This window comes from Robertmurraya sp. DFI.2.37 (assembly GCF_029211245.1).
GTDB classification, from domain to species: domain Bacteria; phylum Bacillota; class Bacilli; order Bacillales; family Cytobacillaceae; genus Robertmurraya; species Robertmurraya methanolica_A.
In genome coordinates this window covers 1-20,663 of sequence record NZ_JARGEJ010000054.1, presented here as the reverse complement: position 1 = coordinate 20,663, position 20,663 = coordinate 1, and the positions used below count along the sequence as shown (strand labels likewise).

At 36.6% G+C, this 20,663-nt stretch carries 25 protein-coding genes and 1 pseudogene; 20 read left to right on the top strand and 6 right to left on the bottom strand.

Going from position 1 to position 20,663, the window contains the following annotated elements; genetic code table 11:
• Positions 1 to 95: 95 nt before the first annotated feature.
• From PZE06_RS20650 to PZE06_RS20620, 7 genes are all read left to right on the top strand, one after another.
• Positions 96 to 1,556, top strand: coding sequence for a spore germination protein (locus PZE06_RS20650; protein ID WP_150949255.1), 1,461 nt, complete (start codon positions 96 to 98; stop codon positions 1,554 to 1,556).
• Positions 1,557 to 1,662: 106 nt separating this feature from the next.
• Positions 1,663 to 1,875 (top strand): YqgQ family protein, encoded by a 213-nt coding sequence (locus tag PZE06_RS20645; protein WP_150949251.1) that lies wholly within the window; start codon positions 1,663 to 1,665, stop codon positions 1,873 to 1,875.
• A 167-nt stretch (positions 1,876 to 2,042) separates the two neighbouring features.
• Entirely contained in the window at positions 2,043 to 3,011 is a 969-nt protein-coding gene (locus PZE06_RS20640) for an ROK family glucokinase (RefSeq protein WP_150949248.1), read from the top strand.
• A 439-nt stretch (positions 3,012 to 3,450) separates the two neighbouring features.
• Positions 3,451 to 5,319 carry an LTA synthase family protein gene (locus tag PZE06_RS20635; RefSeq protein WP_150949244.1) on the top strand — a complete coding sequence of 623 codons (1,869 nt, stop codon included), beginning with the start codon at positions 3,451 to 3,453 and terminating at the stop codon, positions 5,317 to 5,319.
• A gap of 293 nt (positions 5,320 to 5,612) precedes the next feature.
• Positions 5,613 to 6,371 (top strand): DUF2750 domain-containing protein, encoded by a 759-nt coding sequence (locus PZE06_RS20630; protein ID WP_150949241.1) that lies wholly within the window; start codon positions 5,613 to 5,615, stop codon positions 6,369 to 6,371.
• 407 nt (positions 6,372 to 6,778) lie between these two features.
• On the top strand, positions 6,779 to 7,966 hold the full coding sequence (locus tag PZE06_RS20625; RefSeq protein ID WP_150949238.1) for a M14 family metallopeptidase: 1,188 nt from the start codon (positions 6,779 to 6,781) through the stop codon (positions 7,964 to 7,966).
• 257 nt (positions 7,967 to 8,223) lie between these two features.
• A complete protein-coding gene (locus PZE06_RS20620) occupies positions 8,224 to 9,375 on the top strand; it encodes a YqgU-like beta propeller domain-containing protein (protein WP_150949235.1) in 1,152 nt (383 codons plus the stop codon).
• A gap of 49 nt (positions 9,376 to 9,424) precedes the next feature.
• Here the strand turns inward: PZE06_RS20620 and PZE06_RS20615 are convergent, their stop codons facing one another.
• Positions 9,425 to 9,598: a DUF2759 domain-containing protein gene (locus tag PZE06_RS20615; protein ID WP_095306807.1), complete on the bottom strand. Its 174-nt coding sequence runs from the start codon at positions 9,596 to 9,598 to the stop codon at positions 9,425 to 9,427.
• A gap of 292 nt (positions 9,599 to 9,890) precedes the next feature.
• On the opposite strand from PZE06_RS20615, the gene PZE06_RS20610 reads away from it, so the two are divergent.
• Positions 9,891 to 10,523, top strand: a complete 633-nt coding sequence (locus PZE06_RS20610) for an MBL fold metallo-hydrolase (protein ID WP_150949232.1) — start codon at positions 9,891 to 9,893, stop codon at positions 10,521 to 10,523.
• Positions 10,524 to 10,691: 168 nt separating this feature from the next.
• On the top strand, positions 10,692 to 11,747 hold the full coding sequence (locus PZE06_RS20605; protein WP_150949229.1) for a class I SAM-dependent methyltransferase: 1,056 nt from the start codon (positions 10,692 to 10,694) through the stop codon (positions 11,745 to 11,747).
• Between the two features lie 61 nt (positions 11,748 to 11,808).
• On the opposite strand, the gene PZE06_RS20600 is transcribed toward PZE06_RS20605, so the two are convergent.
• Together PZE06_RS20600 and PZE06_RS20595 are read right to left on the bottom strand one after the other, a co-directional pair.
• Positions 11,809 to 12,051, bottom strand: a complete 243-nt coding sequence (locus PZE06_RS20600) for a DUF2626 domain-containing protein (RefSeq protein WP_150949226.1) — start codon at positions 12,049 to 12,051, stop codon at positions 11,809 to 11,811.
• Positions 12,052 to 12,267: 216 nt separating this feature from the next.
• Positions 12,268 to 12,966: a helix-turn-helix transcriptional regulator gene (locus PZE06_RS20595; RefSeq protein WP_150949223.1), complete on the bottom strand. Its 699-nt coding sequence runs from the start codon at positions 12,964 to 12,966 to the stop codon at positions 12,268 to 12,270.
• Between the two features lie 327 nt (positions 12,967 to 13,293).
• Here PZE06_RS20595 and comGA point away from each other — a divergent pair.
• Positions 13,294 to 14,004: pseudogene (comGA, locus tag PZE06_RS20590) on the top strand (competence type IV pilus ATPase ComGA); the annotation flags it as partial.
• Positions 14,005 to 14,023: 19 nt separating this feature from the next.
• Here the strand turns inward: comGA and PZE06_RS20585 are convergent.
• From PZE06_RS20585 to PZE06_RS20575, 3 genes are read right to left on the bottom strand one after another with little or no spacing between them, the layout of a single operon-like run.
• Entirely contained in the window at positions 14,024 to 15,478 is a 1,455-nt protein-coding gene (locus tag PZE06_RS20585; RefSeq protein WP_150949216.1) for a recombinase family protein, read from the bottom strand.
• Positions 15,475 to 16,200, bottom strand: coding sequence for an ImmA/IrrE family metallo-endopeptidase (locus tag PZE06_RS20580; RefSeq protein ID WP_150949213.1), 726 nt, complete (start codon positions 16,198 to 16,200; stop codon positions 15,475 to 15,477). The genes PZE06_RS20585 and PZE06_RS20580 overlap by 4 nt, the downstream gene beginning before the upstream one ends.
• A gap of 11 nt (positions 16,201 to 16,211) precedes the next feature.
• Positions 16,212 to 16,598 (bottom strand): helix-turn-helix domain-containing protein, encoded by a 387-nt coding sequence (locus tag PZE06_RS20575; RefSeq protein ID WP_191963279.1) that lies wholly within the window; start codon positions 16,596 to 16,598, stop codon positions 16,212 to 16,214.
• A gap of 149 nt (positions 16,599 to 16,747) precedes the next feature.
• On the opposite strand from PZE06_RS20575, the gene PZE06_RS20570 reads away from it, so the two are divergent.
• The 10 genes from PZE06_RS20570 to PZE06_RS20525 all read left to right on the top strand — a co-directional run bounded on the left by PZE06_RS20570 (position 16,748) and on the right by PZE06_RS20525 (position 20,530).
• Positions 16,748 to 16,969 (top strand): helix-turn-helix transcriptional regulator, encoded by a 222-nt coding sequence (locus tag PZE06_RS20570; protein WP_150949207.1) that lies wholly within the window; start codon positions 16,748 to 16,750, stop codon positions 16,967 to 16,969.
• 176 nt (positions 16,970 to 17,145) lie between these two features.
• Positions 17,146 to 17,538 (top strand): hypothetical protein, encoded by a 393-nt coding sequence (locus PZE06_RS20565; RefSeq protein WP_150949204.1) that lies wholly within the window; start codon positions 17,146 to 17,148, stop codon positions 17,536 to 17,538.
• A 2-nt stretch (positions 17,539 to 17,540) separates the two neighbouring features.
• Positions 17,541 to 18,113 carry a host-nuclease inhibitor Gam family protein gene (locus PZE06_RS20560; RefSeq protein WP_225310731.1) on the top strand — a complete coding sequence of 191 codons (573 nt, stop codon included), beginning with the start codon at positions 17,541 to 17,543 and terminating at the stop codon, positions 18,111 to 18,113.
• A gap of 79 nt (positions 18,114 to 18,192) precedes the next feature.
• Positions 18,193 to 18,327, top strand: a complete 135-nt coding sequence (locus PZE06_RS20555; RefSeq protein ID WP_263641570.1) for a hypothetical protein — start codon at positions 18,193 to 18,195, stop codon at positions 18,325 to 18,327.
• Positions 18,320 to 18,982: a Rad52/Rad22 family DNA repair protein gene (locus PZE06_RS20550; protein WP_150949198.1), complete on the top strand. Its 663-nt coding sequence runs from the start codon at positions 18,320 to 18,322 to the stop codon at positions 18,980 to 18,982. Before PZE06_RS20555 ends, PZE06_RS20550 begins: the two co-directional genes overlap by 8 nt.
• 1 nt (position 18,983) lies before the next feature.
• Positions 18,984 to 19,106: a hypothetical protein gene (locus PZE06_RS20545; RefSeq protein ID WP_263641569.1), complete on the top strand. Its 123-nt coding sequence runs from the start codon at positions 18,984 to 18,986 to the stop codon at positions 19,104 to 19,106.
• On the top strand, positions 19,099 to 19,281 hold the full coding sequence (locus PZE06_RS20540) for a hypothetical protein (protein WP_150949195.1): 183 nt from the start codon (positions 19,099 to 19,101) through the stop codon (positions 19,279 to 19,281). The genes PZE06_RS20545 and PZE06_RS20540 overlap by 8 nt, the downstream gene beginning before the upstream one ends.
• A gap of 59 nt (positions 19,282 to 19,340) precedes the next feature.
• Positions 19,341 to 19,883: a site-specific integrase gene (locus PZE06_RS20535; RefSeq protein ID WP_150949192.1), complete on the top strand. Its 543-nt coding sequence runs from the start codon at positions 19,341 to 19,343 to the stop codon at positions 19,881 to 19,883.
• A 129-nt stretch (positions 19,884 to 20,012) separates the two neighbouring features.
• Complete coding sequence (locus tag PZE06_RS20530; RefSeq protein WP_150949189.1) at positions 20,013 to 20,219, top strand: hypothetical protein; 207 nt, start codon at positions 20,013 to 20,015, stop codon at positions 20,217 to 20,219.
• Positions 20,220 to 20,239: 20 nt separating this feature from the next.
• Positions 20,240 to 20,530: a MazG nucleotide pyrophosphohydrolase domain-containing protein gene (locus PZE06_RS20525; protein ID WP_150949186.1), complete on the top strand. Its 291-nt coding sequence runs from the start codon at positions 20,240 to 20,242 to the stop codon at positions 20,528 to 20,530.
• Positions 20,531 to 20,663 lie beyond the last annotated feature (133 nt).

Below are 20,663 nucleotides of genomic sequence, written 5' to 3'. Positions count from 1 at the left end.
ATCTTCTTAATTCCTCAAGGATGGCAGAGTATTTTTTTTCCTTGGAATGTCTAAGCTGATGAGGACATTGTTGGAAAAAGGATTTGAGGTGGATTATGGAGGAAAATGCTAAGAAACTTGTGCATGCTAGCATAGACGAAAACATCAGCTATTTAAAGGAACAGCTGGGTGTTGAAAAGAGCTTCGATGTCCTGCAGTTAGATGTGGAGTATGCTGAAAGAAAAATGGCTTTTTATTTTATTGATGGGTTTGTCAAAGATGATATTCTTCATTTAATTATGAAATTTCTTGCAAAATTATCAAAAGAGGCACTTGAACCAAATACTTTACACAAGCTAATCAAAACGTATATTCCCTATGTTGAAGTGGAAGTTACCGATGATTTGGATAAAGTCGTAGAGATGGTGTTGGCAGGACCTACTGCCTTGGTCGTCGATGAAATCAAACAAGTGATCTTAATTGATGCCCGTACGTATCCGGCAAGAGGACCAGAGGAGCCAGATATAGAAAGGGTTGTCCGTGGTTCAAGGGATGGATATGTGGAAACGCTTGTTTTTAATACGGCCCTTACAAGAAGAAGGGTACGGGATCGCACGCTAAGAATGGAATATATGCAAATCGGTCGACGTTCTAAAACAGATATTGTCATCAGTTATATTGAAGATATTGCCGAGCCAAGTATGGTACAGGAAGTAAAAGAGTCACTTAGTAACATTGATACGGACGGTGTGCCGATGGCTGAGAAAACGATAGAAGAATACATTTCCGGACGCCATTGGAATCCTTTTCCCGTTGTTCGTTACACAGAGCGGCCTGATACAGCAGCTAGTCATCTTTATGAAGGTCATGTCTGCATCCTTGTTGATGGCTCTCCTAGTGTCATTATTACACCCTGTACGTATTGGCATCATTTGCAGCACGCCGAGGAATATCGAAACAAACCGATCATTGGTTCCTATTTAAGGTTTGTCCGGTTTGCAGCTGTGTGGGCCTCCATTTTTCTTTTGCCGTTATGGTATTTATTTTCGATTGACCCTAGTCTTCTCCCTGATGCTCTATCCTATATTGGACCAAATGAAAATGGGAAGATTCCGCTGTTGCTCCAATTTATATTTGTTGAAATTGGCATTGATATGTTAAGAATGGCAGCGATCCATACACCTTCAGCATTAGCAACAGCATTGGGGCTTGTGGCCGCATTGATGATTGGACAAGTAGCTGTGGAAGTTGGTTTATTAACGAACGAGGTTATTTTATACCTTTCTATCGCGGCATTAGGAACGTTCGCAACTCCGAGCTATGAAATGAGCCTTGCAAATCGGCTTGTAAGAATTTTTCTCTTGCTCGCAACCGCTGCTTTTCATTCTTATGGATTGTTAATAGGTTCCGTTTTGATTGTTATTTTCTTAGCTCGGATGCAATCATTTGGAATCCCATATCTATGGCCGTTCATTCCGTTTCATTTTCGCGCATTTGTCGATGTTATGTTTCGTTCACCAATTCCGCTAAAAAATCGCAGACCAAGTGTTTTGCATCCCAAAGATCCTGATCGATAAGTTTATTTAGAAGATTGAACAACTGTGTAACAATTGCTTGAGGACCTTAAAAAATTGAATTATACTTGACTCGGAAGATATAATTTAGAAATTAAAGAGGTCTATTATGAAAAGCATTTACGATATACAGCAATTTCTCAAAAGGTTTGGGACCATTATCTATGTTGGTGACCGGATTGCGACTCTGGAGCTAATGGAAGAGGAGCTAAAGGATTTATATCAGTCTCAGCTAATAGAAACGAAGGATTTTCAAACAGCGCTTCTACTATTAAGACATGAAATTCGAATGTTGAAAGAAGAAGGCTCAACCCCTTCTTAAAAAAGGTAGCTATAGGTTTGTTTGCTTAAAGGCAAATTAAGCATATTTACAAGAGCAATATCAAATAGCGCTTTAATCAACATCATGATATCATGCAACATGATCTGTAGTTCGCTTACGTAATTCAGCGCTTCGACCTCTTTACATTCGGCAAAGGAGTTTGTGTTATGAAGAAATGGGTAGCAGGAGTAGACTTAGGTGGCACTTCGATAAAAATCGCATTTATTGATACGATGGGGACGATTATCAGAAAATGGCAAATTCCAACGGATAATCGTGAGGAAGGGAAGAACATTACAACCGATATTGCGAGAACCATTGAAGAGAAATTAACTGAGCTTGGTCAAACAAAGGAAATCCTTGAAGGAATCGGAATGGGCGCACCAGGTCCTGTAGATTATGTGAACGGAATCCTTTACAATACGGTGAATTTGGCATGGAAGGATCATTATCCGTTGCGGGATAAGCTTGAAAAAGAGCTCTCCCTTCCAGTCTATATAGAAAATGATGCCAACTGCGCTGCACTAGGAGAAATGTGGAAGGGTGCGGGAGCTGGAGCTAAAGATTTAGTTTGTGTCACTCTAGGAACAGGGGTTGGCGGCGGTATTATTACAAACGGAGAGATTGTCCAAGGAATAAGCGGCTCTGCTGGAGAAATCGGCCATATTACTTCTGTTTCCCGCAATGGGGCTCCTTGTAATTGTGGCAAAAAAGGATGCTTGGAAACGGTCGCATCCGCAACTGGTATCGTAAGATTGGCAACTGAAAGGTTAGAGAAAGAACGAGATAACGAAGGAAAGTTAATGAAAATATTCAAGGTAAATGGAAAAATTGCCGCTAAGGATGTTTTTGACTGTGCTCGTGAAGGAGATGAGCTAAGCCTTGAAGTGATCGAGGAAGTAGCCTATCATCTAGGATTAGCACTCGCCAATCTAGGGAATACTTTAAATCCTGTAAAAATAGTGATCGGTGGCGGTGTATCAAAAGCGGGTAATATCCTATTAGATAGGGTTCAGGCTTATTTCAATGAGTTCGCCTTTTCAAGAGTGAAGGAATCGACAAAAATTTCAATTGCAACATTGGAAAATGATGCCGGTATTCTTGGTGCAGGGTGGCTAGTTGTAAACCGTATGTAAAAGAAGCTGCTTAAGACCATTTGTATTTTACATAGAAAAATGGTTATCAAACGGGAAGAATAGCCTAAAATAAAGACAAATTTTGCAGAGTTTATGAGCAAAAAGTTTCCGTGTATTTTCTACACAAAGGCACGAATAATATGACCGAAGCAGGCTGACAAAAGTTGTGAACTATCACCTTTTGAGCCTGTTTTTTTATGATTAAATGAGCAGGAATTGGGGATGATTAATGGTGGATAAGTTTACTAAAATGAAACTTTTTAGCCATTTAAACGTCTATATTATATGTGAGGTATTACGCATAGACATTACATAATTTTACAAAAGCATTTTTAAGTTTGGTTTGATCTTTTGTAAAAAAAGTATTAAGATTATCTTTGATTATCAGTAAATACCTAATATTGTAAAAATTAAAAGGTTTATGCGGTAGGGGGGAATTATGCGCTATTTAAAAGAGTCCAAAGTATCGATAACCGTGTTTGCCATTATACTTCTATGGATTAAGACATATATCGTCTATAAAACTAGTTTTGAAATAAATATTGAGAACTGGAGACAGGAATTAATTCTCTTTATCAACCCTCTTAGTTTCCTTATGTTTATATTAGGACTTAGTTTACTCATGAAAGAGAAAAATCGAAATCGCTATATTTTAATTACAAGCTTTTTAATTTCGACTGTTTTATTTGCCAATGTTGTTTTTTACCGTTTCTTTAATGATTTTTTAACGCTGCCTGTCCTTATGCAAACAAGTAATATGTCTGACTTAGGAAGCAGTGCAGGAGAATTGATTCATTTTCGAGACTTAGCTTATTTTATTGACTTTTTCATTTTGCTTTTGGTCATAAAATTCAAGCCGGCTTTTTTGGAAAATCGCAGTTATGGAAAAGTGGGAAAAAGAGTATTTTTTTTAGTGGCAATCGCTATTTCTTTTGCTAATTTAGGCTTGGCCGAAACGGAAAGACCACAGTTATTAACTCGTACATTTGATCGGGAAATGCTTGTTAAAAATATCGGTACGTATAATTACCATTTATATGATCTATTTTTACAATCAAAATCGTCTGCTCAACGGGCGTTAGCAGATGGAAGTGAACTTGTCGATATTGAAAACTATATTCGGGCGAATTATAAGAGGCCAGATGAAGAGATGTTTGGAATTGCAAAAGGGAAAAATGTAATTTTAATCTCAATGGAATCAACGCAAAGCTTTGTCATTAATAATACGGTTAATGGGGAAGAGATTACTCCATTCTTAAATGAGTTTATCAAGGAAAGCTACTACTTTGATAACTTTTATCATCAAACTGGGCAAGGGAAAACGTCAGATTCTGAATTTCTTGTTGATAATTCCCTGTATCCTTTAGGGAGAGGAGCCGTCTTTTTTACCCACTCAGGAAATGAATTTGAGGCAAGTCCAAGCATTTTGAGTGAGAATGGTTATTTTACGGCTACGCTTCATGCGAATAATAAAAGCTTTTGGAATCGCGATATCATGTATGATTCAATAGGCTACGACCGTTTTTACGAAATTAATGATTATGATGTGAATGAAGAAAATTCTGTTGGCTGGGGACTAAAAGATGATGATTTCTTTCAGCAATCGATTCAACACTTAAAAGAGATGCCACAGCCTTATTATGCTAAATTTATTACGCTTACGAATCATTTTCCATTCGAATTAGATGAAGAAGATAAGATGGTTCAACCATATACTTCAAATTCGAAAACATTGAATAATTATTTTCCAACCGTCCGTTATCAGGATGAAGCCCTTAAAAACTTTATTCAAAGCTTGAAGGATGAAGGAATATACGAAAATTCGATTATCATTCTTTATGGGGATCATTATGGAATATCCGAAAATCATAATAGAGCAATGGGAGAATTCTTAGGAGAAGAAGTTACTCCATTTGTAAGTGCACAATTGCAGCGAGTTCCGCTTATCATTCATATACCCGGCCATAAAGGGAAAACGATCTCAACGGTATCGGGGCAAATAGATTTAAAACCGACGATCCTTCACTTACTAGGGATCGATACGAAAAGAGACTTCAATTTTGGAAGTGATTTGTTTTCAAAAGATAAAATGGAGTTTATTGTGCTTAGAGATGGCAGTTTTATAACTAAGGATCATGTTTTTACTCGTGAAACATGCTATGACAAAAATACAGGCGAGGTAACTGATGGAAGTGGCTGTGAGCCATATTTAGAGAAAGCGAAATATGAACTGGAATATTCGGACAAGATTATTTACGGGGATTTGCTTCGTTTTTATGAAAATTTAGTGACCGAGGAGAGTCAGTGATAATCTTCGTTGAAGTGGAGAAACACGAAAAGCCGCAATCGGAAAGTCAAATTAAAACGACTTTTGATTGCGCTTTTTTATTTGGTAAGTTTTTATGTACGGCAACGGGCATCAAGGAGAGCGCATTCTTGCAGCTACAATTAAAACTTGAAACCATGTGCCATTTTTTTGGATTCATCAACATTAAGATTGACAATCCTTTTAAAGATTAACAGCTCGTGTCAGAAGTGTACTAAAATATATTTAAAGTGATTTGTGGTTTGCATAAAATTCTCAATGAGAAGGTGAGAGCAATGAGTTTCCGCTCGGGATTAAGAGTTAGGTGCGAAAAAGGTGTAAATACAACGGTTAGAGAAGCATGCTTGGATTTTGCTGTATGGCTCCGGCTAAATATGGAATTCCCCATAAGAGTGATCGTATATCTAAAAAAGAGCTACCAAATTAAAACCATTGACAGAAAAGAATGGGTTAGTGCGACTTTTTTTGCACCGTATGATAAAAGGGTAGAGCCTTACATTAGAGTTGCGGCTGGAGACTATGAGGAGCTAGTCGAGGAAAGAGGTACGGATAACGCAATTTATGCAATCCTAAATAGTATGGCACACGAGCTTGTACACTATCGACAATGGATAGAGGACAGGGAATTGGATGAAGGAGAAGCAGAAATTGAAGGTTCTAAATTAGTTGATAATTACTATGAAGGTAGCGTGTTTTATGAAGAAATAGTTCAACAAAAAAAAGTGTGGACAATCGTAAAAGATGAGAGGGTATCTATCGCGAACAATAACGCTGGAGAAACATTAATGCCTTTTTGGTCCAATAAAGAAAGGGCGGAGCAAATCATAAAACTTGTTCCTTCTTATCATAAATTCCGTGTAGAGGAAATTACTTTAGATGATTTTTTAAATATTTGGATAAGTGGACTAAAAAAAGATCATTATCTTGTTGGGATTAATTGGTGTGGAAAGAGTTTAATAGGGCATGAATTACACCCGAATGAAGTTTTTGAGCACATTCAAAAGCAGATGAAGTCAGTAAATGAAATGGGTTAGCCATATATGAAAGAATACTGTGCAGATCGTTCGCTTCGTTTTCGCTTTCTTTCAGACAAATTAAGTGACGATTAAGTTTTGTGAAATAGAGTTACTGATATAATGCTCATTTCTGTTAAAACGAGGTTTCACACGCCCCTTCAGCATAAAGAAAAGGTCTTCAGATTTAATGAAACTGGAACGGAGAAATCTGATTTACTCTGATCATTGAGAGATGAAATGGGTCAAAAATCAATACCAGCATATAACCAAGCCTTTAATTTGTCTCTCTAAACAAACTGAGAGCTACATGAAACAGGTTTTTCCTTTGAATAAGATAGTAGTCATAATAATTTCTTTCATTCATAATATGTATCGTATTCGCGCAAATGTTGTGGAGGAATGAGCTAAGTAAGGAGGAGAAAAAAGTGCAGGTTCAAATTCGCCAAGGTGATAGTTTATGGTATTATAGCCAGCTATTTCTCATTCCGTTAAATTTGCTGACCGATTCGAATCCCACCGTTAATCCGACGGGTCTTCAAGCGGGTCAACATATTAATATTCCCGGGTTTGTCGGTGAACCTTATACAATTAAAAGAGGCGATACTTTTTGGAAATTGGCAAAGCGACGCAATCTGGATGTCGATGCCCTCCTGTTACTAAATCCGAATCAAGTCCCGGGTTCTTTAAAAATTGGTGATACTGTTGTTCTTCCGAGAAGAATTATCGCCCCATTAAAAGAACGGCAAGTTCCTTATCATTCTGTATTGTTAGGTGAGGAGCTTTCAGAGTTAAGAGATGTATACCCTTTTATGCAAATAAATACGATTGGTTCCAGTGTTTTAGGAAAACCAATTACAGAGATTCGTCTCGGGAGAGGTCGGAAGAAGGTTCATTTTAACGCTTCCTTCCATGCGAATGAGTGGATCACCACACCAATTCTGCTGGACGCTCTCAATGCATTTTTATTATCTTTAACGAACAGTTCATCAATTCGTGGTATATCTTCTACTCCTTTATATGAACAAGTAGAAATATCGATTGTGCCGATGGTAAATCCAGATGGAGTTGACCTTGTTTTAAATGGACCCCCTTCGGAGAAACGAGATGAGTTAATTGAACTTAATAAAGGGAGCGATGATTTTTTCGGTTGGAAAGCGAATATTGCCGGAGTCGACCTTAATAATCAATTCCCGGCAAATTGGGAAATTGAAAAAGAAAGAAAGGAAGAGAAGGCACCAGCACCAAGAGACTATCCGGGTGATGCACCGCTTACAGAGCCTGAAGCAGTAACGATGGCAAATTTAGCTACAAACCGAGGATTTGCTCGTATGCTTGCTTTACACACTCAAGGAGAAGAATTTTATTGGGGCTATGAGGGGTTGGAACCGCCTGAATCGCTAATATTAGCACAGGAATTTGAGCGTGTGAGCGGTTATAAAGCGGTTCAGTACATTGACAGCCATGCTGGTTATAAGGATTGGTTTATTCAAGAATTTCGCAGGCCTGGTTTTACATTGGAACTGGGACTCGGTACGAATCCACTTCCATTATCACAGTATGATGAAATATATGAAGAATTTTTAGGAATATTTTTAGCGGCGTTGTATATGTAAGGGATGTTTTGGAGGGTTTGTGTTCAAGAATATTAAAAAAAGTCCGTTTTGGGCTTTTTTCTTTGCGCTCTATTCCGAAAATAATAGGATTGTATTAACGTCACGGAACCGCATAAAATAAAAAGAAAATCACCCATAACGGCTGTCTAACTGAGACAAAAGTAACAAATTGTAACAATCTGAAATATAATTGAAACATTTTTACTTAAATATCGTATTATTAATGTATATCATTTTATGAATGGGGGGGTAGATATGTGTATATATTAGCAAAGCGAGAAGTTGGCTCAAGAAGCTGCGTAATTATCCTGTTTTTCATAGTGACACTCCTATTAGTTGCTTGTCAAAAGAATGAGCAAACGAGTCCATCACCATCTATAAAAGACGGGGTAGATATAGAAAAAGATGCGAATGAAAACCGCGATTTCGCGATTGCGCCAATTGATGTTGAGGTCGGTTCTTTTCATTCCATTGGCGGTTGGCTTAATGATGAGACCATCTATTACATAACTGATTCAAGTACTGGTTCAAACGTGTATACACACCATCTAAACAGTGGAGATAAAAAGCTGCTCTTCGAAAGCAACTCCCCCATTGTTTCTACATTAGTTAGTCCCTCAAGGGAATATTTGCTTATACACTCAGCACCATCTTCAAATGAAGCTTCACTCACCATTATTAATAAGGATGGGGAAAAAATCATGGAAGAAATTCTTCCTTCTTCCGAACTGAATATTCAGTGGAACCCATATGATGAAGCTTTCATCCTTATTACAGCGTTCACTGAGGATTGGGATTTCACTGTTTGGAATCTTAATCTGGACAATAATACGTTGTCAAAAGTGGCTCTTCCACAGCCTTTTGCCTATTGGACTGAAAGGCAAAAACTTTTATATTTAAATTGGGATTTGGATAGCCCGTCCTTACATGCCGATCTTGTCGCCTATGATTTGCAAACGGGAGAAAGCAATGAATTGTTAAGCGATGTTTTACAAATCAGTACATATCGCGATCTTATTGTAGTAGTTAAGGTGGATGAATTGGATGAAAAAAAGTCGGAGTATTTATTTCTGACAAACGAATTTAACGGAGATTTTTCCTTTTCAGCCCCCCATCTTTCTAGCTATTCAGAATGGGTTGTCCCTTTTTCTGATTATAATCAAAAGACGGATTCCTTCCTAACTTATCAGCCTTTATATTCAGTTGAAGCTGATGTTTATAACGAAGGCTTTCAACTCGTGAGTTATCATCTAGATACTGGTGAAAAGGAAATTATGATGGAGGATATGGAGAATACCCCAATTGCTTGTTCGCCTAATGGAAGTATGTGTTTAACGGGATTTTATTATGAAAAATTGATTGATTTGGAAAATAAAAAAATTCATTCCTTGGTGGAAAGTGAGCGATAGAAAAGATGGCAAATGAAAAAGGACTGCTCTCAGTCCTTTTTTGTTTGAATTAATGGCCAGTAGGAAATCCATTTTTCAAAATAGTCATGATCGTGAACCATCCAAAAACAAGAAATGTCCCTGCGCCAAATAATAAGCCTAGTCCATTTTTGTTTTTAAGAGCAGATAATGTGCCATATCCAGCAAGTATTGCTACTAAGCCAAAAATGATCATTAATCCCATTGTATAGCCCCCTTTATGTTTTTAATTATCAGTCCTTAAGCTTTGTTAGATATGGATCTAACATTCATTATGATTATACCCATAATGAAAATCGTCAATCTCTATGTAAGATCTTACTATCATTGCATCCGTTTTTATTTTATAGGTTTTGTTCAAGTTTGTCGAGGTCTAATCATGACACTTCCATGAATTTTACAGAGGTTCTTGGAAAAGAGCTTGAAAACAAGCATTGCACCAATTACGATGTTATATGTAAGATAGTAGTGTATTTTAATAAATGGAGGTGTATATATTGAACTGGGAACAGTTGCCACTTGGTCCGTTACAAACAAATTGTTATGTACTAGCAAACAGCAAGAAAAATTGTATCATCGTTGATCCAGGAGAAGAAGGAGCGCGGTTAATCAATCATCTTCAACAAAGAAAGCTAACACCGCAAGCGATTCTTTTAACTCATGCCCATTTTGATCATATTGGGGCAGTTGATTATATACGAAACACTTACAATATTCCCGTCTATCTACATAATAAAGAAAAGAACTGGCTTATCGATCCCACTTTAAATGGCTCCCATCTATTTATGATGGGGGAAATTAAGATTAAGGAAGCAGATCATCATTTCAGTTCCGAATGTGAAATGACAGTAGGGGATTTTATATTTGAAGTGTTTGAAACACCAGGACATTCACCTGGCAGTGTTTCTTTCTATTTTAAAGATGATGGAATTGTTGTCTCAGGAGATGCCCTCTTTCAAGGCAGTGTCGGGAGAACGGATCTTCCAGGCGGTGATCATGGGCAATTAATGAAAAGTATTCATGATAAATTACTCGTTTTGCCTGAAGAAACACAAGTGCTTCCAGGACATGGGCAGCCTACGACGATTGGGGAAGAAATGGATAGCAATCCTTTCCTTAATGGGTTTTAAGGACAATATTTTCGTTTTTTACGATAAGAAAAGCCCTTCTCAAAGGAGAAGGGCTTTTCTAGGGGATGTTCTATTCATTCAATGGGAGGGGATAAGTTTTAGCTACTATTAAAAGGATATTATAAAGTTTTCACTGTGTCAATAGTGTAAAATAAAAGGGGGAAAACGATGCTCTCATATGTAAAAGAATTAATTAAAGCTCGACCGGAGCGAATGATTACCTATGCGGAGTTAATCGGAGAAGCGCTCTATCATCCACAATGGGGCTATTATATGAAACAAGGCGAAAAAATTGGCAAAAAGGGTGACTTTATTACAACGAGTAATATTTCCGATATATACGGCCGCATTATGGCAAAATGGTTTTTGAAGCTGAAAGCAGAGCGGCAGTTACCTGCAGTGGTCTGTGAACTCGGAGCTGGAAACGGTCGTTTTGCAGCGGCTTTTATAGCGGAATGGAATAAAAGCTGTGATGAGCAATTATCGTATTTTGTTGTAGAGACAAGCCCCTATCATCGAGAGCTTCAAAAAGAACTTCTTGGTACAAGAATCCAGCAGGTTGAAAGTATAGAAGCACTAAAGCCTTTTAACGGCCTCGTTTTTTCTAATGAATTATTCGATGCCCTTCCTGTTCATGTTATCGAGTGTCATCATGATTTTCTTTTTGAAGTGATGATCACGGTTGAAAACGATCAATTAGTGGAAAAGCGAATTCCGTTAAATAATAATGAGATTGAAATGTTTTTGAAGCAAAGTAAGCTTATGCTAAAGCATAAGCAAAGAATTGAAATTCCAATAGCAATGGGAAGAATGCTTGCTCACATGGCAGATGTAGTTGAGAAAGGTTGGATCGTGACGGTGGACTACGGCTATAGTGATGAAGAATGGGGAGAGGCATTTCATCGTGAAGGAAGCTTAAGAGGATATTATCAGCACGAACAAATACGAGATGTTCTGAAATTTATAGGTGAGATGGATATTACAAGTCATGTTCATTTCGATTCACTTATACGGATTGGCGAACAACATGGATTGGAGTTTGTCAGTAAGCAAAGACAGGATAAGTTTTTAATATCGATTGGAATTCTTGAGGAGTTGGAGAATCACGATAATCCTGATCCTTTTTCAGAAGTAAGCCGCCGCAATCGTGCCATTAGGAGCCTGATTATGCCTTCAGGAATGAGTGCCTATTTTCACGTTGTAGTACAAAAAAAAGGTATATAAAAAAGCGATGGTATTCCATCGCTTTTTTATATTAAGTATGAGATAAGTGCCTGCTTCGCTTTTAGTGGCCCACTCCAGGAGTCATTAGGAATGTCGTATAGTAGGTAAATCCTACAAAAAAGACAGTTAAGTATGCCCCAAAAATATAAATATACATACGCTCAGTTAGTTTTAGGTAGCTTAACAATACGAAAAATCCCGTTTGACCAAAGAAAATTAGAGATGTTATGTACATATCGCCTAAGAAAAACATAACGGCAAAAATACCTGTCCAGAATCCCATTACTCTGTACATACGATCCATAGATATATCCTCCCTTTTCCTATAAGTCCATCACTACCATATTATAAGTAAACGGCAATGAAAAGTAAATATTAGTTTGTTTCAAAAAAGTGAACGCATACATGTATGTAGCAAAATCTAGCTTCAGCAAAAAAATATCAGAAGGCTAGATTTTGTTGGTTTTGAATATAGTGCACCTATGATTCGTGTTGTGGTGGAACATTGAAAAGGGTACTTCTAGTTTGAAACTAATGCATGGTAAGAGCAGGAGTTGCATCCGTGCAGCATATTTTCTTTTTCTATTAATTCTACTGAGTCAAAAAGTGCTTCAAACATTCCTCTTAAGAATTCATAGTGTGTCTCACAGATCGTTTTTGTATGCTCTTCTGCTACTTCTTTAAATGGACAATTAAAAATCTGGAAGAATATTTTGGTATTATCTTCGTTCGTCTCAAATTCTGGATAGAAGCCTGCCATCGTCGCAGCACTTTTAAGGAAATGCAGTTTTTGCTCAAATGATAATTGATCGCTTTCTTGGTTGCGCTTCATCTCTTGCTCGATCATTTCAGTTCCAAATTTTTTCCCTGTTGCATATAAAGCCATTTTACCTGCTTCACCAAGACCTACAAAAGTTTCCATAGCAATTTTTGAAAGCAATTGGTAATCTCTGAAAGGAAAGTTCAATTGAATAACATCTTCAGAGAGACGATACAATCTGCTCGGTCTTCCGCCCTTGCCTGTTTTCTTTGTTTCTGACATCAGCATATTGACGTCTTCAAGCTTTGATAAATGAAGTCTTGCCACATTCGGATGGATGTTAAAATTATCTGCAATTTCTTGAACGGTTACATCTTGATGCCTTTTTGTAATGTATTGGTAAATATAGTAACGAGTTGGATCAGATAGTACGTTCGTTATTTTTAATGTCTTCTCCACAAATTTCACCTCGAGGCGCATGATTTATTCCATTATAATACAGTAACCAATAGTTAACACTGTAATCACTATAAGTTTAGAAAATGTTCACATTTACATGTCGAAATCATGAACAGTTCTTTTTTTCCTTGGCTTTATTATAGGTCGGAATTGATTTTTGGCACATTTTCTCTGGTGCTGAAGTTTTGCTCATAAATGTTTTAGCATTGGGCAATGATGATGTGGAAGAAATTATAGACATTTTGTGAACGGGGATTTTTTTGCAGGAAATGTAAGAATAACGTCGAATTAGCTAGAGTATATCAATAAAAGGTGGTGTTATTATAGTTGAAATCAATCGAAATGATTGCTGACAAAATTGTAAGTGATGCGGTTAAAAATCACGCGTCAGACATTCATATTATTCCTCGGAGAGACGATACGCTAATCCAACTAAGAATGGCGAACAGGTTAATTCCAAGATTTCATTTGCCAAAGGAGGACTGTGAAAGGTTAGTCTCCCACTTCAAATTTACCGCATCGATGGATATCGGTGAAAAAAGACGTCCCCAAAGCGGAGCATTTTCTGTTAAAGTAAATCAGAAATATGTCGGTCTGCGCTTGTCCACATTACCTGCCAACCAAAGAGAAAGTCTTGTGATTCGCCTCCTTCCGCAGCAAGAACAAATTCCCTTTTATAAAATTTCCCTATTTCCAGCGGCAACGATGAAACTTCTTGCGCTCTTAAACCATGCTCATGGTCTAATCCTTCTTACTGGACCGACTGGGTCTGGAAAAACAACGACATTGTACTCTTTGTTAGACGAATCCTCACACATTTTTAACCGCAGTGTTATCACACTAGAAGATCCGATTGAGAAAGAAAATGAATCAGTTTTGCAGGTTCAAGTGAATGAAAAAGCAGGTGTAACCTATTCAAGCGGTTTAAAGGCCATATTACGCCATGATCCGGACATCATTATGGTGGGGGAAATTAGGGATAGTGAAACGGCAAAGATTGCGGTTAGAGCCGCACTTACAGGACATTTAGTTCGTACAATAGGCACAGAAAAAGAGATTAATTAAAGTTAATCTCTTTAAATACATAAGCATCAGGGCTTTTTTTCATACTGGTACGGTCTACAACAATTGATTCAATAGCAATCATAACAAATTGTTTCTTTTGTTCAGTATTCATGTATTCCCAGTTTAATTTTACATCAGACCATAATTCAATTATATTATCTATAAGTGTGGATGATTCTTTCGGTTGAAGGCTTTCTAATTCCTTAAGAATCATTTTTTCTTTTTCATCTTCTTCTTTTTTTCTCTTCATGAAGTCTGTGTCGGAAAGCATTTTATTTGCCCAACCGTATTGCCATTGGGTTCGTCTATCTTCGATTTCCTTCAATTCGTGTTCCAATTGTTTAATAAGCTTCGTATTATCAGCATCATTTTCTGAAGCGTCTTGTGCTGATTTCTTTTTAGCGTCTTCCAAAATGTCCATATTGTCTAACACTTGAAGAAATTTTTGTTCCAAATGATTTTGATTGATTATAGGAAGGTCACAAATTCCTCTTTGGCGGTTGTTGCAATAATAATTATACGAATAGTACTTTTTATTATCTCTAGTTGTCTGGCTGCTCTTGCCTATTAAGGATTTGCCACATCTGCCGCATTTTAATATCCCGCTGAAAATATATCTTGATGTAGCTCGTCTTGGATGATAACCTACTCGACTATCAATTATTTTTTTAACCATTTCGAATTCATCGGTAGAAACGATTTCAGGAATTACTCCTTTTACTTCAAAATATTGTTCGGGGTTAATTCGATAATTATATCGCATGTTACCGATATAGATTGGATTAGTTAAAATATACTGTACTGTTCCTTGTGACCACGGCTTATTTTTCTTTGTATATAGGCCCCTTTGGTTAAGTATCTTTGCAATTTTGTGCATGCCTGTACCATTGATATACATTGAATAAATTTCTTTGACCAACGCTGCTTCAGAAGCGTTTATTTTTAATCTGTCTATCCCGTCTAAATCGTAACCAAAAGGAGCCATATTGATTACCCATTTTCCTTCTTGCGCTTTTTGAAGCATTCCCATTCTCACGCGCTCGCCGAGGTTCTCACGCTCCCATTGCGCCATTGATGCAACTAACCTTATAAATAGTCTACCTGTGGCTGTTGTGGTGTCGTAGACCTCTGTAGAACTCTTGAACATGACATTGTACTTTGAAAACTCTTTTAAGAGATGGTCTAAGTCAATAACAGAACGAGTGAGCCTGTCCAATTTATAAACTAGCACAATATCGAAAAGGCCTTCTTTAACTCCTTTTAACATCCTCTGCAATTCCGGTCTGTCCATGTCTTTAGCGGAAATACCCTCATCAACATAGTATTGAACAATTTCCCAACCCTGAGAAAAAGCAAAAGCATTTAATCTTTCCTTCTGTGCAGATAACGAATATCCATCTTCTACTTGCATATGGGTGGAGACGCGAATATATGCTGCAACTCTCAAAATATTACACCGACCTTTGAATCTCCAATGTAGTTTTCGATATATGATTCTCTTCCGTGTAAGGCTTCATAAATTTCATATAATAAAAACTTATCCTTTTTGACATGGAAAATTAAAGATTCTTCAACTTTTCCTTTAAATGATTTATCTTTATATTGTTCAACTAATCCTAAAGCAAAATGATAATTCAATTCGTACATTTCTCTAAGGTATCTATAAAGTCTCCATTTTAATGCTTCAAACGATATTCCGATTGTAGAAGCAATTTTTTTAAAACTAAACTTATGAGTCATCATTAAAGCTAATACTTCAGTCGGCACCAACAATTCACTCGCAAATAAATTAGCTTCTTGTTCCATTTCTAATTCAGTCGATGAGTAACCATCATCTAAACCATCTTCAATAAAAAGAGATTGTTTATCACGATGTAAACAATAATGACCAAATTCATGGAATATTGTAAATAATTGACGAGATGGTATATGACAATCATTTATAACAATGGTTGTTCCCAGTTCATCAATACACAGCATTCCGCAAAAACTATCTATTGAAAATGGTTTCTTATGCAGCTCAATTTCATTAAAATCTAAAAATAGTTTGTATGTTGTTCTAGCGTTATAAGTTAGTAAAAATTGGTCTGTGCACGACCACGGTTTAATACTTTCAAATAAAAAGAACGCTTTTTCTCTAACTGAGTTTGAAATAGATTCTGAAAGCAAGTTTCCACCCCCTAATTTTTACCTTTCTTTTTGAGTAGTTGGTTTTTCCGAAACTCTAAATAATCCAGTATTTCTTCTTTTAACAACTCATTTTCATTTTCGCTAATTCCACTTATTCCATGCCTAAAAAATGTTTTTAATGGTTGTGGGATGGCATCGTCTTCAGGAGAATCTTCATCTATTGTTTTTTCAATTTCTCCTGGACCATTAATCAAATAATCTGTACTCACTTCATACAACTCAGCGAGTTTTTTTAACATTTCATAATCAGGTTGAGTCCTATCATATTCCCAATTTGAATAAGTACTGTGACTAGAAAGTTCTAATTTATCTGCAACTTCTTTCAGAGTCCATTTTCGCTTTGTTCTTAGTGATTTCAATCTTTTTCCTAAACTCAAAGTAACCACTCCTTAAATTAAAATTTATCACATTTACACAAAATAAGTAACTTTTTTCGCAAAATAGCTAAAAAAGTGTTGACTTAGCTAAATAAGCTAATTATAATCAAATTAAGAAGTTACACAATTTAGCTAAAAAGGTGGTGATAATGGTGAGTTTGAATTTAAAACAACTTAGAGAATCCAAAGGTATTACGCAAACTTTCATCGCAAAAAAATTAGGTTATGAGTCTGTTTCTTCATATTCAATGATTGAAAAAGGGAAAAGAAAAAAAATAGACGTATATACAGCTAAAAAAATTGCGGATATCTTAGGAGTTAAAATGGAAGATCTTTTTTTTGAAAACGAATTAGCTAAAAAAGCTAAATGATTTTTCACATCTTATTTATACTACAAATTACTTTAAAAATCCTTCTGGAGGTAAATATGAATAAACCATCCGAAAAAACAATTAATTTGATGCTTGAGTTTATGAAGAAGACATCGTTACCAAAAATCATTCAAGCCATGGAGCAAAAACAAAAAATTTCTTAGGAGGAATGAAAAATGAATAAAGAATTATTGTTGCAAGTCGTAAGTGAGGTTATTGACCGTGGAGGATTCCTTACAATCCACATGAGCCACTATAATCAACAAACAGTATTACCGTGGGATGAAACTACAAGAGAAGAAGCGCTGCAATTCGCAGAGAAGTTTCAAGATGCTCTAGGCTCTGGTGAAATTATCGAAAACATTGATAACAAAGAATTAAACGTGCATGACTTTACTGTTAACACTGGACAAATAAGAGGATGTTTTTGTTATGTACCACAATCGCCAACTCGAGAACCACTACCATTCGCTGATGAAGAGTTTTTAATTAATGAAGTCATGAAAGAGGATATGCGTTCAGAGGATTATGTCAGTAGCTTTGGATTACACAAAGGAGAGGGGATTTAAACATGAAGCCATTAGAAACTGTATTAACCGAAATTGAAGAACAAGAGCAAGAAGTTGTTTACCAACCATTTAGAGTAACAGACCTTGAAACAGCCGCAGAAGCTAGTCGTAGAATTGCTTATTTTGATGAAAAGCAAAAGGAAATTGACTCAATTATAGAAACTCAAATAGCACCATTCTTAGCAAAAATTGAAAAAATCAAAGAGTGGGGAGTTGAAGCAAAGAAAGAATTTGTAGAAAAGCAACAGTTTTACTCAGACCAACTAGAATTTTACCTTCGTGAAGAAGTTGCCAAACAAGTAGAAGCTGGAAAGAAGCCAAAGAAAACCATTTCTTTACCACATGGAAAAATCAGTTTAAAGAAACAACAGCCGGAATTCGTAAAGAACGATGAAGAATTGTTCTCTTATGCCAAGTCAACAGGGTTTATCAAAGTGAAAGAGTCTACGGATTGGGTAGAACTCAAGAAAAAATGTTCAGTTTACGATGGAAAGCTTATTGATGAAAATGGGGAAGTTGTTCCAGGTGTGACCGTAGTCGAGAGGAATGAAAAGTTTGAAATTAAATTGGATTAGTGAAAAGGCTAATCAGACCGCCATCTGAATTAGCCCCTTTGAAAAACACTCATCTTTATTATATCGGAGGGAATGATTTATGACAATATACCTCATAGCATCTAAGCCACATGTAGCCACGCAGGAGGGCTTTAAGCTTATATCAGAGTATTTGTATCGCGAAATGATTGAACGTGGAGAAATCAAAAATATGGAGGTTGTGGAGTATGACTGATAAAGATAAATCTTTTCAACTTCAAAAGCCTTTTCCTGCATCGGACATTGAATTCAGGGTTCAGAGTTGTGGTATTTCGAACAATAGACCTTGGGCTATGGTATTAGCCTATGTGCAAGCGAGAGCCATTCAAAAACGCTTAGACGAAGTGTTTGGATGGGATGGTTGGACAGATGAATACCGCGCCACAGATGGAAATATGATTTGTCGTTTAGGAGTAAAAACGGAGCATGGTTGGATTTATAAAGAAAATGGAGCAAGTGAAACTCAAGTAGAAGCATTTAAAGGTGGTATATCAGCAGCATTCAAAAGAGTTGCTGCAAGTGGTTACGGAATCGGTAGATATTTATATGACTTAACAGAGTCGTTTGCAGAATGCACAGTTGAAAAACCAAAAAATATGAGTGGATGGAATAAAGCTAAAACAAAAGATGGGAAGTTCCTTTATTGGAAAACGCCTACACTTCCGAAATGGGCATTGCCTAGCGAAGATGACTCATCAAAAAACATTCTCATTGCAAAATGGAAAACGTTAAAATACCCCGAAGAAAAATTTAATGAGTGGTATCAGAGTCAAACCGAAAAGGGAGTAAATAGTGAACAAATGGAATCGTATTTAACAAAAAAATTAATGGAAATGCAAGAAGGTGCCTGACATGGAAAAGGTTATTAAATCTTTTCCAAAAGCTCAAAGGAAACGTGAAGTATCTATTGAGATATTAGAAAAAACAATTGCCTTTTTGGAATGGCTAGTAAAGGAGGAAAACGCTCATGAATAGCGCCTTAGACAAACTAGCAGAGGAATATAAAAAAGCAGAAATCGTTGTACCGAAAAAGGAGAAAGAAATCATCTTTCTCCTGAATGAAAAACATCCTATTTGGAAGTGGTTGTTGCCTGTTTTCATGGTTATTGTAGGCGCTTTAGTATGCTTGGTAGGGTACTGGGAAGATTAAATGCTGGAACTTACGAGTTTAAGGGATTAGAAGACTAATATCTTAAAGGAGTGAGACCGTTGAAAACCGTACAACCTATTCGTAATAAAGCTGATATTGAAGCTATGAAAGAAGTTCTATTGAAGCAACATTATAGGAATTATTTCTTGTTTACGTTAGGTATTAACACCGGTTTGAGAATAAGTGATTTGCTTGCTCTAAAGGTAAGCGACGTAAGGGGTAAAAGCCATATCGTCATCACTGAGCAGAAAACAGGTAAGTTAAAACGGTTTCGGATTAACAACGAGCTCCAGGAACATATTAGTAAGTTTACGATTTATAAGGACAATAAAATGTATCTTTTCCAGTCAAGGCGAGGAGCAGATCGTATTCACCGTGTACAGGCATGGAAGATATTAAATGCTGCAGCTAAGGAAGTTGGACTAACCGAGATAGGAACCCACACCTTGAGAAAGACATTTGGTTATCACTTTTATCAAAAGTATAAAGATGTGGCCGTTTTACAAGAGATATTTAATCATTCTTCTCCTGCTGTAACTATGCGATATATAGGTATTAATCAAGATATCATGGATGAAAAAATAGAAGGATTCTCTTTATGAGGAGTGGGTAAAAATGAGGTTAACCAGTTGCACCAATTGTTTTAAACCTGTTGAGACCAAAAACACCACAATCGTTGACGGAAAAAGAGTTTGCCATACTTGTAAAAGTGAAAGGCGGCGGGAACAGGAATGGACGATGCCACTTATCAAGAACTCATGAACAAAATAGGCAATATTATTCTACAAAACAAGCAATTGAGAAGAGCTAATTTAAAAAAAGACAAAACCATTCGCTATTTAAAAAGAGTGATAAAAAAGCAAAAATATGAGGCAGCGAAGGAACGGAAACCTCATTACCGAAATGGACAAAAAAGGGGCAGAACTAGAAACGGATAAACAAAAGTGGAGGACTAAATATGATAAATGAATTGTGCAAGCAGGCATTTGAAACAGCAAAATCAAAAGGTTGGCATGACGAACCGAGAGAAACAGGAACTTTACTTGCTCTTATCCACAGTGAAGTTAGTGAAGCACTGGAAGCTGATCGTAAAGGTGACAAAGAAAATTTTATTGAGGAAATTGCAGATGTTTGTATAAGAATTTTTGACCTTTGCGGTTCTAAAAACCTTGACTTAGAAAAGGCAATTTTATCAAAAATGGAGCGAAATAAGCAGCGCTCTTATAAACATGGCGGCAAGGCGTATTAAATAGATTTTGTATTATGTTTCATAGTTTGCGAGGTGAAACCATGAAGGAATACAAGAAATTACAAATCATAAAGCATGCATTACAGCATTACATCGAAAGACCAAATGCAAGCGAAAAGGATATCCTTCAAGA

Excerpts from the sequence above, each read along its gene's own strand:
- PZE06_RS20650 (WP_150949255.1), top strand. The coding sequence starts at position 96 with ATGGAGGAAAATGCTAAGAAACTTGTGCATGCTAGCATAGACGAAAAC.
- PZE06_RS20645 (WP_150949251.1), top strand. The coding sequence starts at position 1,663 with ATGAAAAGCATTTACGATATACAGCAATTTCTCAAAAGGTTTGGGACC.
- PZE06_RS20640 (WP_150949248.1), top strand. The coding sequence starts at position 2,043 with ATGAAGAAATGGGTAGCAGGAGTAGACTTAGGTGGCACTTCGATAAAA.
- PZE06_RS20635 (WP_150949244.1), top strand. The coding sequence starts at position 3,451 with ATGCGCTATTTAAAAGAGTCCAAAGTATCGATAACCGTGTTTGCCATT.
- PZE06_RS20630 (WP_150949241.1), top strand. The coding sequence starts at position 5,613 with ATGAGTTTCCGCTCGGGATTAAGAGTTAGGTGCGAAAAAGGTGTAAAT.
- PZE06_RS20615 (WP_095306807.1), bottom strand. The coding sequence starts at position 9,598 with ATGGGATTAATGATCATTTTTGGCTTAGTAGCAATACTTGCTGGATAT.
- PZE06_RS20605 (WP_150949229.1), top strand. The coding sequence starts at position 10,692 with ATGCTCTCATATGTAAAAGAATTAATTAAAGCTCGACCGGAGCGAATG.
- PZE06_RS20600 (WP_150949226.1), bottom strand. The coding sequence starts at position 12,051 with ATGGATCGTATGTACAGAGTAATGGGATTCTGGACAGGTATTTTTGCC.
- PZE06_RS20570 (WP_150949207.1), top strand. The coding sequence starts at position 16,748 with ATGGTGAGTTTGAATTTAAAACAACTTAGAGAATCCAAAGGTATTACG.
- PZE06_RS20565 (WP_150949204.1), top strand. The coding sequence starts at position 17,146 with ATGAATAAAGAATTATTGTTGCAAGTCGTAAGTGAGGTTATTGACCGT.
- PZE06_RS20560 (WP_225310731.1), top strand. The coding sequence starts at position 17,541 with ATGAAGCCATTAGAAACTGTATTAACCGAAATTGAAGAACAAGAGCAA.
- PZE06_RS20555 (WP_263641570.1), top strand. The coding sequence starts at position 18,193 with ATGACAATATACCTCATAGCATCTAAGCCACATGTAGCCACGCAGGAG.
- PZE06_RS20550 (WP_150949198.1), top strand. The coding sequence starts at position 18,320 with ATGACTGATAAAGATAAATCTTTTCAACTTCAAAAGCCTTTTCCTGCA.
- PZE06_RS20545 (WP_263641569.1), top strand. The coding sequence starts at position 18,984 with ATGGAAAAGGTTATTAAATCTTTTCCAAAAGCTCAAAGGAAACGTGAA.
- PZE06_RS20540 (WP_150949195.1), top strand. The coding sequence starts at position 19,099 with ATGAATAGCGCCTTAGACAAACTAGCAGAGGAATATAAAAAAGCAGAA.
- PZE06_RS20530 (WP_150949189.1), top strand. The coding sequence starts at position 20,013 with ATGGACGATGCCACTTATCAAGAACTCATGAACAAAATAGGCAATATT.
- PZE06_RS20525 (WP_150949186.1), top strand. The coding sequence starts at position 20,240 with ATGATAAATGAATTGTGCAAGCAGGCATTTGAAACAGCAAAATCAAAA.